Below are 12,936 nucleotides of genomic sequence, written 5' to 3'. Positions count from 1 at the left end.
GTTTTAGCCCAAAACCTTGTTGATGGTTTTCAATAATTGGTCAGGATTAAACGGTTTAACGATCCAACCGGTCGCGCCTGCTTCTTTACCTTGTTGTTTTTTATCCATTCCCGATTCTGTCGTTAACATTAGCATCGGGGTAAATTTGTAGTTGGGTAGGGCGCGTAATTCCTTAATCAGGGTGATACCGTCTTTATTCGGCATATTGACGTCGGTCACAATACAATCGAAAGCTTGGGACTTTGCCTTGGTTAGCGCGTCAACTCCGTCTACGGCTTCGACGACATTGTATCCGGCGCCTTTTAGCGTGAAAGTAACCATCTGCCTCATCGATGCTGAATCATCAACTGCAAGAATCGTTGCCACGATCAACTCCTAAATTTTGTTTAATGTTTTGAAAGAAAATATAGCAGGAAATTCTATACGCATAAGATGGGCCCGGGCGTATGCTTGGCGCGGTTTGTCTTGGAGAATGCGGGTTACATCACATTCGTGCCCGTCCGTGGGCCGGTAGAGCGTCGGGAAGTTAAATTACCAGCAGTCGCCGGCGGTCACACCGGTGTGCGCGGAGCTGATGCCTCTTTCTCCGGTTTCGCTTAAGGTCAGTGTGCCGCATTTGTCATTGGCTTGAGGGCCTGTTGTCGGTGCGGATTCAATCAAAAAGGTGGATGCAGTAGGTTCGCCGTCTGCAAGAGCAAATGTGTAGAAACCCGCCAAGTCGGTTCTACACTGCGTCGATGGCAAGGTTGCGTTGGCGTAACTCATATTGGTTGTGTAATAGCGTTCCATGTATTGGCCTAGCTCCAGTAAACACGAGCCTGCCGTGGTTCTGCGGGTTTTTCCGACGTGTTCCATATAGGAGGGATAGGCTATCGCCGCTAATATGCCGATTACCGCCACGGCAATCATTAATTCCAACAAGGTGAATCCTCGATTCGTCGAATTACTCGCCATGTTTGCTTGGTCTCCTCGATATCGTAAAAAGGTATTAAATTGCTGAGAGCAGTGTGTTGGCTCTTAGCCGATTTGCGTCAATCAAAAATTAGTTCGCGCCACGATATTCTGCCTTTATTAACGGTGACGTCCACGTTGACTTCGAGGTCTTTGATTTCGCCTTTGGAGCCGCCAACTACCAGCCTGTTTCCGACTAATACCGGTTCGCTGGGCATTCCTACGTCTAAATCGATTGAGCTGATCAGTATGTCGTTCAATTTGTCGTCCTCGAATTTATTTTTTCCGTTAACGTCGAAAATGCCGATGGTTAATCTCGCCCCGGTGTAAGGGTTGACGGCATTGACGTAACCGCTACCCCCGGACTTGCACGGATCGTCGTCAGGAATGATGGAGCTTGCGATTAGGGTAGGTTGGGCAAGCTTATAGACTTTGGACGAGGTCACTATCCGCTCGCCTTGGGCTGTCCCGGCGGCAAGGGTTAGATCCAGATACCAGCCGTTTTTGCCTATCATGTCGCCGTCTGTGGAGGCCGAAAGAGTGCGTACCGGATTGCCGTCGAAAGTTCCTTCCGCTACCACAGTCCGCTGTTTCAGGGTCGTGCGTCCGCTGATTTGCGCGTTTTGGTCTATCAGGCCGTACCAGGTTTGAATGTTCAGGTTTGCGGGATCGGCGCTGACAAAATAGCTGCCGGAGCCGAACCAAATAAAGCGTTTGCCGTAATTCGCATCGCTTTGCACGTCGTCCACCGCCACGGTTATTTGCGCGGTGATCGGTTGGGCCGTACCATTTTCGTCTTGAGCGACGAAAAACGGTGCCGGGGTAATGCCCGATTTGAACGCGACGTCCCAGGAGCCGGCACTGCTCGCCGATACGTCGAACTTCCAGACGTTGCCTTTAAGGTCGCCGGCATAAATGAAGTCGACGTCGCCGTCATTGTCGTTGTCGAATACGCCGGGTGAGGCTAGGCCATTGTCACCGGCGACCAGCGTATCGATTTTCTTGATGACGGCGCCGGTAGTTAGATTGAAGATGTATAACACCGCTTTGCCGTCGCTGCTGTTGTAGCCGTTGCCGACAATGAGCGCGGTAGTGCCGTCATTCATTTTGGCAATGACCGGGCGACCCAACATATAGCCCAGATCGGCATCCGTTGCGTCGAAATATTCCCAAAGAACGTTGCTGGCGGAAAACGAGGAAGGGCTGATTACCTCCAAGCCGAATAAACCCTTGCCGCCGTGACCTAAGGTGGAGATCAAATAATTATGGCTAGGCGTTTGGCTGGTGGACGACACCGCAATTTCGCCGTCTACAAAATAATCGTGCGGGTTGGAATCGCTGCCGTAATTAATTTGAGATAAATATTTAAGTTTGGGAAGTAGTATGCTGGGAATGTAGGCAAACAGTTCGACGCCGGTTTCGGCATCGAAGGCATGCAACATACCGTCGTTGGCGCCGACGAACACCGTCTCGGTGTCTTTAATGTAATAGGGCGACGAGTGCACGATGTCGCCTAAAACCGTAGACGTACGGTCCCGTAGCGTTCCGCTCTCACTCGAGTTCACCTCGTTCGACGAGTCGCCTCGCAGCCAATTGGTAACGTTTTCGCTGATTAATGCCGCCTGGTCGGTAGTGGTCAAGTTGGCCCACAAAAATTCTGTCGCCGTACCGCCCGTTTTGGTGAAAATCTTGCGGCCGGTATGGGTAGGGATTTTTTCTGCGGCATCCCAGTTGAATGTATCGCCCACCCCTGAGCCCGTACTGATCGGGAATGCTCGTAAGCTACCGGACCAAGTCGCCGTACTAAACAGCGATTGAAACACCTGTGTATCGGTAAGGATTGAGGTGCTGTTGGAGGTGACGTTACTGGCACTGGCAGTGCGGTCTATGATTTTATCGAAGGCTTTGCGCAACGATTCTTTGAGTTTTAACGGATTTTGGACGTAGAAATAGGTGTCCGGCGCGTTATCGCTATCGGCGTCCCATTCCAGTTTTAAATCCGGTAGTTTATTGTTGTTTAAGTCGGAAAACCCGCCCCATTTAGCGGCGTACCACAGAGGATCGTGCGGTACGAAACTGCCGCTGGATGTGTTTCCGGGGGTAAAGGTGCGGGTGTTGGTTAACGGCAATGCGCTGCTAGTATCGGGTGTGTCCAGCGCGTAGTTGACGTCCGATGCCGCGTCCGTGTCCGAGTCGCGCACGTCCAAATAGGTGCCGTCGGCGGTAGTGCCGGAGATAACGTAGCCCATGTGCTGAATGCAGCCGCCTGCCGCGTAGTCCGAGGTCAGTTTAACGTCCAATTTATTGCTGGACGTCACGCTGAGTTCGTATTCCACAATCGCATCCATGTCGTGGTCGGAGCCGTATTCCGAATCCTCGTAATTAATCCGGAATTTTGCGTAAGGCCGGCCGCTATTGACGCTGGAGTCCTGGTTGCTGCTGTTGGTATTTTTCAGTGATATGACATAGAAATCGACAATGGTGTTGGTCGGTCTAAAGTTGCTTTCAAGGATGCTGGCCGACAAACAGCCGCCGACGGTTTTGCCGAACGGGACCAAGGTTATGGTTTTGTCGTTTACGCTAAAAGTCATCTGCGGTTTGGGCGAAGCCAATGCCACGCTATAGGTATCGACATTTTGGGCGTCTGTAACCGAATTGATGTCTTTCGTCTTGCCGAAGAAGGCGACGCTGGCGGGATAGTATCCGCCTTGTTGCGTGGGTTCCTCCGGTACCAGGCCGCGTATGCTGCCGAAGCTGGAAGCGCTTTTTACCGTAGGGGCGCCGTCATAAGTATTGCCGGATTGGCCGATGAAAAAGTTCTTGCTCGCGGCCCCCTCGAATTCGGTTGCCCAAACTTGGTCTCCCAGCGATTTGACGCCCAAGGAATTGCCGTTGATGCTGCTGTCGCCGCTGAAGCTAGTCAGGCCGGACGGAGCGGTATATTCGTAACGGCCCGGCAATTGGTCGGTGTCGTAGTTGGGGCTGATGTCGCTGATGACGATTTGCGAGGGTTTCGAGCAACGCGGATAGCCGCCTGTAGTGGTGCGGTACGGATCCAGCCAGTCCGGTTTGGGCAAGCCAAGCGTGGTGTCGTCGTTTCCTGACGCCGAGATGTCGAATGCGGTGGTTGGGGATGTGGCACCGCTTAAATAGCGCAAGCCTTCGTACATGATTTCCGCAATCGGGTTGCCCCACATCCGGCATCTGCCTTGAGCAAGCGGGCCGCCGACTTCCGGTACGCCGCAGTCCTCGTGATAAAAATAATAGTCACCGAAGCCGGTTACTTTTAATTTATCCAGGGCCTTGATGACCCCAACAGTGGAGGTCAACTGGCCGGTGTTCAAATCTATTTCGTTGGTCAACGGGGAAATGTTTTTACGCAATACCCCGCCCGAGGTGTTTTTCTCGTAAGAGCCGGTCATTAAGCCGAAGGCCATGGCGTCCGTTTCGCCGTATTGCTGCAAAATGCCGCCGGGTTTGTAATAAACCGGGCTGGCCGACGGGTAGCCGCGGCATTCCGATTCCAATAAGCCGCTAACACAGGCTTTTACCCGTACCGCGTAATCGGTTAGCGTGGATGCAACCACGGTTTTTTTCCAATACAAATAGTAGCTGTCGCCGCCATCTCGTTCTTGATGGCGGAATTTGACGGTGTGAGCGCCGGCCGACAGATAGATGCTGCCGGAATGACTGGTTAGGCTGGTGTCGCTGTTATTGGAGCCGTGGCCGCCGTACCACCAAGCCACTACCGTACCATCGATGATCACCTCGACGGCATCGTCGCCGTCAACTGCGAAGGTATAGGTGCCGCTTTTCCCGGTTGGGATGGTCAACGTTCCTTCGAAGAGGGTGAGGTAGTTGTCTTGCGAGCCGGAGGCGGAGGAGTTCGGGTTACCGCTGCCGTTGATTTGCGTAACGGATTTGCTGCCGTAGCGTCTGCTGCTGGTGGCGTAATTAGTCTCTAAGCTATTGAATTCCGAGTTAGTAGTGGGGTAGGTGCAATAGCAATTGTTGCCACTGCGCGAGGTATTGCCGGTGTTGTATGTCGCTTGAGTCAAGCCTGAAAAATAGCTGGCCGGTACTATCTCCCAGCTGGTGCTGCCGGCAACGGCGCAAGCGGTGCGCACGTTGTTGCCGGTGGCACAGTCGCTGCCGGCTACCGGGCGTTCAATGGACAGCCATTCCCACACCCTAAACCCGCTATTTTCCAACACGCGCAATAACGGCGTGGTCGTTTCCAGCAGCGTGGTGTTGGCGAACAGATGGCGTTTGTCGGTAGCGGGTTGGGAGAGCGGGGTGTAAGAGCTGATGTCGTAACCGTCCACCGCAGTGCTGGTATATTCTTTTCCCCAGCTGTGGGCGTCTTGCGGGATATAAACTCTTTCCAGAATGGTGGCGCTGTCGGTGTCGGTGCTGCGGTAGCCGCCATACAGCACTCTACGCAATGCGTCCATACGCGACATGGTCAAATAGTTTAGAAAATCGCCGCTCCATTCGCCGCTGGAATTGGCGCACGTTTTGTTGACCGTGGTGTAAGCGGGTTCGAATACGCCGTTAGAGCTGTTATAGCTATAGCATTTGTAGGAATCGAAATAACCGTAATAAGTAATCGTGGGTTGATAGCCAACGTCAATAGAGCCGTCGCCATTCAGGTCGGAGGCGTCGTTATAGGCCTCGTAATACAGCTTGTGGTCTCTGGCGGCGGTTAACAAGGTTAACGGGGTGGCCGAGATATTAACCGCCAAGGGAATATCGGGAATGTCCACTGCGGCAAGCGCCGGATTGAGACAAAACCATGGCAGCACATGCGCTACGTTGAGTAAATAACGGAGAACGAAAGATGCATTTTGCTTCATGGATAGGGTCCTCCAGCGTTAGTTGGTGGCGTAAATCGACTGGAGCATGACGGTGGCCCGCCCTGTTCCCGGATTGCTGCGCGCGGTAATTCGGTAACGTTTACAGTTCTTGGGATCGGAGGCGCCGCCGTCGGTGCATTGAAATTCGCTACCCAAGTATTCGATAAAATATTGGGGGGCGTTGCCTGCCAGGGTTCCCAAGCTGGCGCTGGCATTGGTCCAGCCGGTAAAGCCGGACGCGCTTTCCCAACGCGGGGTACAATCGCTGTCGGCTTTCGGGCAGATGCCGTTCGTGCAGTTGTTGATCACGTTCGGGCTGGTGGGGCAACTGTTGGCGGTGCTATCGGTATAAGATGGCGTAGGTTTATTGTCTTCCGCGTACTTTTCCGCTTCGCGTAATGCGGCTTCGGCGGCTTGGAAGGCTAAATTGCGGTCGAAGCTGTTTGCGGCCATTTTTTCTTCTAACGTGACCGTTCGAATGCCGGCAACCCCTATCAACGTGGTGATGACCAGTAACATTAACGACACAAACAAGGCCACGCCGCGTTGCTTGCTCGCCATTGAGCTTATCGATTTCATGACTGCCGATTCCTGACGGTGATCGTTGCATTCCAGGTGCGCGTTAAGGGTTGTGCGGCGCCGGTCGCTACGTTCTCGAGTGATTGCAAGGTGAATACCAATCTGATCGCGACCACGAGCTTCCAATCCGTGATGCTGGTTGCGTCTACGTAGTCGCTGGCCAAGTTGCCGCTGGCGTCTTTGGCTAAGTATTGCAGCTGCATGTCGGTGATGCCTTCGGCGACTTCGTCGGCCTGAGTGATGGCATTACCGCCGCTGTTAAACATCTTCACCTTATATAAGGATTTACCGCCGCGGCTGTTGTAGCCTATATACCAAGCGTTAGAGGACAACTTGGTCAGAATGCCGCCGTCCTCGAAAGAATAGGATGTGCCGTTGGTGGAGCTGCAATCAGTAGACAAGTCCGGCTTCACGCCCAGGCCCTTGCTGCAATTACCCGGCGATTGTGAACCGCCAGTATTGTGTACGATGGTAACGTTGCTGGAATTGGCGTTGGTGGTTTGAAAAATGGCGGCTTGCTTAAAGTCGCACACTAAAATGACGTCGCCGTCGACGATTTCGTGTTCCGTGGTATTGACTTTGAATTCGGCGGCGGTCGGATTATGGTCGGTGACTGTGGTGCCGTTAAACGCCGTGCCGCTTAATATCGCCACCGCGTCGGTACCGGACACTCTCGAGGCGGTGCTGGTGCCGATCGCTTTGGCCGGCAGTACTTCGGTGCCTTCGTAGCCGTGCAAACCTTCTCCCCAGTTGGCCCACCAAGTGGTGCCGGCACCGAGCAAAACGTTGGCGGTCGGCAGGTTGCTGCCGCACGGTATGCCGCCGGCTTCGCGCAAATCGCGGGCAATCACTTCGAAGGCATAGCGGGCGCTTTCCTGCATGCGAGACAGGTTCTCGTTTTGCCGATAAACCGCCCGATTGGATAAAAACACGCTGACGACGCCGCCGATCAAAAACAGGCCCAGCATCATCGCGATCATTAGCTCGATCAAACTGAATCCCGCTTGGGGGGAGTTGGGGACGTAGGTTTTATTCATAGTCGGGTTTTGATTTCCACGGTTTGGGTGCTGGCGCCGCCGAGGCCGCGACTGTCGTCCCAATAGACTTTCACGGTGCAGCTGGTTACGTTGCAGGTAATTTCGCCGCAGGTACTGTTCAGGTTGCCCAAATTGGTTTTAAGGGCGGAAATCCAGGCCGCTTGGTCGTTTGTGATCAAAGAACCGGTGGCGGGGGCGGAACAGGTTTTGCTCAAGTTGTAAGACGCAATCATGGCGGCATCGCGGTTGGCTCGCATGGCGTCCAGCATGTAATACGCCAGCATTGTGGCTTGGCTGCGTTGAAAGGCGCTTTGGTTATTTTTGAGGGCATTGGTCTGTAGCGCGGCAATGCCAAGCAGGCCGAAGGATAGAATCAATACGGCGATCAACACTTCCAGTAAAGAGAAACCTAGCTGAGGTTGGCGATGTACAGGGCGCATACTAGGGGGACTCGCAACTGGTAAGGTTTCCGTTATCGGTTTCCGGGATGTGGTCGGTATCGCTGCTATTGTCAACCGCGATACGGGGCCGTAACGGCGTAATAATGACGGCTTTGGCGCTTTCTTCGTCACTGTTATGGCAGGCGGCGAAATTACCGTTGCCGGACGTGGCGCCCCTGGGGTCGTACCAGATGATGTGTGGAAAGGCGGAACTGCGCAGGGTGTATTGATTCGGAAGCGCCGGCCAGACTTTCAGAATTTCGGTGCTATCCAAGCTGCCGTTGTTGTTGCTGTCCACATAGGCAATCCAGCCTTGTTCCCAATATTCGCTCGCCGAGGTCGAGCAGGTTCTTGGCGAGGTGGTTTCCGGGCTTTTGCAAATGGCCGCTTTATGCCCGCTCCTAATGGCTTCGGCCCGGATAAAATTCAGCGCAGCGAAAAATTCATTGTTTATGGTGGACAAGCGGTTGCCGACGATGGTTTGTTTGAAGCTGGGAATAGCCATGCTCAGCAATACGGAGGCAACCGCAACGGCGATCATCAGTTCGATCAAAGTTACCCCGCTTTGCCTGATCGGCATGTCTTTCCTCCTAAATTCGATGAGCCCGGTTCGATAAGCGGATAAGCGCCTACCCCTGATCAAGATGCTAGTATAGGCAGGGATCGGGGAATGTGAAATTCAACACAGAGCGTATAAGATTTGCGGCAAGCCACGAAATACCTGCCGGGTCAAAATCCGGACATGCATGAAGTGATGTCCTGTCCGGAGTCTTTTTCGGGGATGCCGTCGCGGTCGCTGTCCGTAGCAATCCTGGGGCGGCCTACCAGGTTGACGATCAGCAATTTTGTGCCTTGCAGTTGCTGGTTCTTACAAAGGGCGAAACTCCCCATGCCGTTGCTGCTGCCGTTCGGTTGATAGCCGACGTAAGATTGAAATCTACTGTTGTTGCCGCGCAAGGTGTAGCCATCGTTCAAACCGGGGTAGGTTTTTAGCAGGATGTCGCTCTCGGCGTCGAAGGCGTTTTTACTCTCCGTTGAATCCCGTTTGAGGTCGATGAAAATCTGCCAGCCGTCTTCCCAATTGCTGCCGGTCTTGCGCATTACCACGTATTGACCGCGTTTGATCGCTTCGCTGCGGGCCAGGTTCAGAGCCGCCAAAAATTCGTTGGCGGTTGCGGATAGTTGGTTGTTGACGACTATTGCGCTAAGGCTAGGCAAAGCCAATGTCAACAGGATTGAGGCTATTGCCACAGTCGCTATCAATTCGGTGAGACTGAAGCCGGTGCGATTGTTTCGCCTAACGCCAAGGCCGAATAATTTGGACATAGTACACCCTTCATTGCTAGGTTGTAATATGAGGCGACTTTAGGTCCGCCATGCTCTGCATGGCTAGAAAATAGCGTAAATATCGGCTTTTGTCGATTTATTTTATGCGAAGGCGAATTAAGAGCTTTGTTAGCAGTCTGGGCTGGTTTAGCGTTTGTTTATTTCCATGGCGCTGTTCATGATGCTTTTGGCGATTATCCGTGAGTTTGACGTAAACCATTGTTTTAGCTACGGTGCATCTTTCGGCGTTAGGCGCAACAGCAATTGTTGTAGGAAAGCGACTTTGCTTTCCAGATCGTCGAAGGTCCGGTTAAATCGTAGCTTATCGGCGCCGTCGAATTTGTATAGCGCGGTTTGGGTTTGAATCAGCGAGATCAGCTCGCCGGTGTCGATATGCGACGAACTGCTAAACACCAAGCGTCCGGTTTTGGCGGACGCTTCGATTTTCTTGATGCCCAGCGGCGCGGCCAGCTGTTTAAGTTCGGTAACGGCGAACAATGCCTTGACCGGATCGGGCAAAAGGCCGAAGCGGTCTATCATCTCGATTTTTAATTTACGCAAGTCTTCTTCGGTTTCCGCGCTGGCGATGCGCTTGTACAGCACCAGGCGAGCATGAATATCCGGCAGATAATCTTCCGGAATTAATGCGGCAATTTGTAAATCGACCTCCGGCCCCAGTTCTAACGGAATCTCCAATTCCGGTTGTCGTCCGGAGCGCAATGCAGCGACGGCGCGCTCCAATAATTCGGTGTACAGCGTGAAACCGATTTCCTGCATTTGTCCGCTTTGCTCGTCGCCCAGCAATTCGCCGGCGCCGCGAATTTCCATGTCGTGTGAAGACAGCATAAAGCCGGCGCCCAGTTCGCCGGAAGTTTCAAAGGCTTCCAGGCGTTTGACGGCATCCGCGGTCATCAAGGTTTTAGGCGGGACGATACAGTAGGCGTAAGCGCGGTGGTGCGAACGGCCCACCCGGCCGCGTAGTTGGTGCAATTGCGCCAAGCCGAGTTTGTCGGCGCGATTGATGACAATCGTGTTGGCGCTGGGGATGTCGATGCCGCTTTCGATGATGGTGGTGGCAATCAGCAAATTGAAGCGTTGATGGTAAAAGTCCAACATGATGCGCTCCAGTTCGCGTTCCGCCATTTGTCCGTGAGCAATTTGGATACGGGCTTCCGGTACTAACACGCCCAGCTCTCCGGCCATTTTTTCCATAGTTTTGACGTCGTTGTGCAAGAAAAATACTTGTCCGCCGCGCTTGATTTCCCTTTGGCAAGCCTCTTGGATTTGGGAATCTATCCATTCGGTGATAAATGTTTTGATCGCGTGCCGATTGGGCGGCGGGGTGGCGATAATGGAAATATCGCGCAAGCCGGACATGGCCATGTTGAGGGTGCGCGGAATCGGCGTGGCGGTCAGGGTTAACAAGTCCAGTTCGCAGCGCAGTTTTTTAAAGTGCTCTTTCTGGGTGACGCCGAAGCGATGCTCCTCGTCGATGATGACCAGGCCCAATGCCTGGTATTGCAAGTCCTTGGACAGCAACTTATGTGTGCCTATGATGATGTCGACTTTGCCGGCCGCGAGTTCGTCTATGATGGATTTTTGCTGTTTCGCGGTCACGAAACGCGACATGACTTCTACGCGTATCGGCCAATCCGCAAAGCGGTCGCGGAAATTTTGGTAATGCTGTTGGGCAAGCAAGGTGGTCGGAACCAGAACGGCGACTTGTTTGCCGTTTTGTACCGCTACGAAAGCGGCGCGCATCGCCACTTCGGTTTTGCCAAAGCCGACGTCGCCGCATACCACCCGGTCCATGGGATGAGGCGAGGCCATATCTTGCACGATGGCGTCGATGGCACTGATTTGGTCCGGCGTTTCTTCGAAAGGAAATGCCGCACAAAAAGCGTTGTAATCGCCGTCGTCGATGTTGAACGCGTAGCCTTCCCGGGCGGCGCGTTTGGCGTGAATGTCCAGCAGTTCGGCCGCGACGTCGCGCGCCCGCTCCAGGGCCTTTTGTTTGGCTTTACTCCATTGTTCGCTGCCTAATTTGTGCAGAGGCGCGCTTTCCGCGCTGACGCCGCTGTAACGGCCGATTAATTGCAACGACGATACCGGAACGTAGATTTTGTCGCCGCCGGCATAACCCAGCATTAGAAATTCGGCGTCTATACCGCCGACGTTCAAAGTTTGTAGCCCTAGATAGCGGCCGACACCGTGTTCCCGGTGGACGACCGGCGAGCCTATGCTCAGCTCGTCCAGGTTATTGAAGATGTTTTCCAGGTTGCGCGATGCCGATTTTTGTCGGCGCCTGCGTTGTTGGGCTTTTTCGCCGCTCAGTTGGCTTTCGACGATAATGGCGAGCGGCGGGTCGCGGAGAATCAAGCCTTGTTCCAGCGGCGCGACGGTAATGCAGACTTTGTGTTCGCTTTGTAGGAATTCCTGCCAGTTTTGTACCGGTTTGCTTGTCAGTTTTACGCTTTTTAACTTGTCCAGCAGGCTTTCCCGGTAGCCCGCGGTTTCGGCCGCGAATAAAATTTTGCCGGAAAAATTTTCGATGAATTGGCGTAAGGCGTGGGCCGGTTCTTTGAGTCGGTTGTCGATGGTCAGATTCGGCAGCGGCGCTTCCGCCGTTTCGATGCTCGTTGACGTGTCGAAACGGACGCGGGCGAAACGTTGCGTGTGCGCAAGGGTTTCTGCGGTCGTCAGGAACAATCGCTGCGGCGGCAGCAAGGGGCGTTCGACGTCGAAGTTGCGTTGCCGATAACGTTCTTGGGCTTCGGCGTAAAATCGGTCGAGCGCGGTGTCGAATTCGCCGGGCAAAACCAATAACGCCGACTGCGGCAAATAGGCGAATATGGATTCGGTATGTTCGACGAATAACGGCAGGTAGTATTCGATCCCGGCCGGGGCGATTTGTTTGGAGACGTCTTGATAGAGATTGTTTTTGGCCGATGCGTTGGGAAATTGTTCGCGAAAGGCCTGACGAAAGCGTTTGACGGCGTCGTCGGTAAACGGAAACTCGCGTGCGGGGTATAGTTCGACCTTGGACATCTTGTCTTTCGACATCTGAGTTTCCGGATCGAAGCTGCGAATGGATTCGACTTCGTCGTCGAACAGTTCGATGCGATACGGCTGTTTGGAGCCCATGGGAAACAGGTCCATAATCGAGCCGCGCACCGCAAATTCGCCGTGTTGATACACTTGGGACACGCACTGGTAGCCGACCGCTTCCAATTTCGCGCGGGTCAATTCCAGATTTAACGTGCCGTTGATTTCAATGGAAAAGGTATGCGCCAGCACGTGTTCGCGCGGTGCCAGCCGGTGCATCAAGGTAGAGACGGGGACGATCAATACGCCGTGCTTGGTTTCCGGGAGCAGGGCCAGGGTGCGTAGCCTGTCGGAAATGATTTCCGGTAGCGGCGAGAATACGTCGTAAGGTAAGGTTTCCCAATCCGGAAATTGCAATATCGGGATGCAATCGTTTAAGAAGAAACCCAGTTCCTGCTCCAAGCGCAGGGCACAGTTACTATCCGGCGCGATCACGACGAACAAGCGTTTTTCGGAGCGGATGGCGTTTGCCAGTGTCAATGATTGGCTGCAGGCGGCGTGGCCTTGCCAAGCGCTAACGGCCTCGTTGCTACGAGGAATGGGCGGGATCGGAAACGAGGTATAAGACATTAAAGGTTGTTGCGTTGCGGGTATTAGTTGGCAGTTTGGAGGTTGGGTAACCGCCGGGATGAATGACGGGCG

At 53.6% G+C, this 12,936-nt stretch carries 9 protein-coding genes; all 9 read right to left on the bottom strand.

What is annotated here, in order from left to right; genetic code table 11:
- Positions 1 to 3 precede the first annotated feature (3 nt).
- The gene (locus F1E05_RS17395) at positions 4 to 366 is read right to left on the bottom strand and encodes a response regulator (RefSeq protein WP_150050697.1); all 363 of its coding nucleotides are present in this window, start codon (positions 364 to 366) and stop codon (positions 4 to 6) included.
- Positions 367 to 531: 165 nt separating this feature from the next.
- A complete protein-coding gene (locus F1E05_RS17390) occupies positions 532 to 954 on the bottom strand; it encodes a type IV pilin protein (protein ID WP_150050695.1) in 423 nt (140 codons plus the stop codon).
- 77 nt (positions 955 to 1,031) lie between these two features.
- Positions 1,032 to 5,807, bottom strand: a complete 4,776-nt coding sequence (locus F1E05_RS17385; protein ID WP_150050694.1) for a PilC/PilY family type IV pilus protein — start codon at positions 5,805 to 5,807, stop codon at positions 1,032 to 1,034.
- Positions 5,808 to 5,825: 18 nt separating this feature from the next.
- Positions 5,826 to 6,386: a pilus assembly PilX family protein gene (locus F1E05_RS17380; protein WP_150050692.1), complete on the bottom strand. Its 561-nt coding sequence runs from the start codon at positions 6,384 to 6,386 to the stop codon at positions 5,826 to 5,828.
- Positions 6,383 to 7,423 (bottom strand): PilW family protein, encoded by a 1,041-nt coding sequence (locus F1E05_RS17375; RefSeq protein ID WP_150050690.1) that lies wholly within the window; start codon positions 7,421 to 7,423, stop codon positions 6,383 to 6,385. The genes F1E05_RS17380 and F1E05_RS17375 overlap by 4 nt, the downstream gene beginning before the upstream one ends.
- Positions 7,420 to 7,863, bottom strand: a complete 444-nt coding sequence (pilV, locus tag F1E05_RS17370; protein WP_150050688.1) for a type IV pilus modification protein PilV — start codon at positions 7,861 to 7,863, stop codon at positions 7,420 to 7,422. The genes F1E05_RS17375 and pilV overlap by 4 nt, the downstream gene beginning before the upstream one ends.
- A gap of 1 nt (position 7,864) precedes the next feature.
- Positions 7,865 to 8,443, bottom strand: a complete 579-nt coding sequence (locus F1E05_RS17365; protein WP_150052073.1) for a GspH/FimT family pseudopilin — start codon at positions 8,441 to 8,443, stop codon at positions 7,865 to 7,867.
- Between the two features lie 149 nt (positions 8,444 to 8,592).
- Complete coding sequence (locus tag F1E05_RS17360; RefSeq protein WP_150052071.1) at positions 8,593 to 9,189, bottom strand: GspH/FimT family pseudopilin; 597 nt, start codon at positions 9,187 to 9,189, stop codon at positions 8,593 to 8,595.
- A gap of 228 nt (positions 9,190 to 9,417) precedes the next feature.
- Complete coding sequence (gene mfd, locus F1E05_RS17355) at positions 9,418 to 12,864, bottom strand: transcription-repair coupling factor (RefSeq protein WP_150050686.1); 3,447 nt, start codon at positions 12,862 to 12,864, stop codon at positions 9,418 to 9,420.
- Positions 12,865 to 12,936: the final 72 nt, after the last annotated feature.

Source organism: Methylomonas rhizoryzae (genome assembly GCF_008632455.1).
GTDB lineage: Bacteria > Pseudomonadota > Gammaproteobacteria > Methylococcales > Methylomonadaceae > Methylomonas > Methylomonas rhizoryzae.
Note: the sequence above shows the minus strand (reverse complement) of the source record. Positions and strands in the feature narration are given on the sequence as shown.

What these genes read in the sequence shown, in the direction of transcription:
- F1E05_RS17390 (WP_150050695.1), bottom strand. Translation starts at nt 954, where the DNA reads ATGGCGAGTAATTCGACGAATCGAGGATTCACCTTGTTGGAATTAATG.
- F1E05_RS17385 (WP_150050694.1), bottom strand. Translation starts at nt 5,807, where the DNA reads ATGAAGCAAAATGCATCTTTCGTTCTCCGTTATTTACTCAACGTAGCG.
- F1E05_RS17380 (WP_150050692.1), bottom strand. Translation starts at nt 6,386, where the DNA reads ATGAAATCGATAAGCTCAATGGCGAGCAAGCAACGCGGCGTGGCCTTG.
- F1E05_RS17375 (WP_150050690.1), bottom strand. Translation starts at nt 7,423, where the DNA reads ATGAATAAAACCTACGTCCCCAACTCCCCCCAAGCGGGATTCAGTTTG.
- pilV (WP_150050688.1), bottom strand. Translation starts at nt 7,863, where the DNA reads ATGCGCCCTGTACATCGCCAACCTCAGCTAGGTTTCTCTTTACTGGAA.
- F1E05_RS17365 (WP_150052073.1), bottom strand. Translation starts at nt 8,443, where the DNA reads ATGCCGATCAGGCAAAGCGGGGTAACTTTGATCGAACTGATGATCGCC.
- F1E05_RS17360 (WP_150052071.1), bottom strand. Translation starts at nt 9,189, where the DNA reads ATGTCCAAATTATTCGGCCTTGGCGTTAGGCGAAACAATCGCACCGGC.
- mfd (WP_150050686.1), bottom strand. Translation starts at nt 12,864, where the DNA reads ATGTCTTATACCTCGTTTCCGATCCCGCCCATTCCTCGTAGCAACGAG.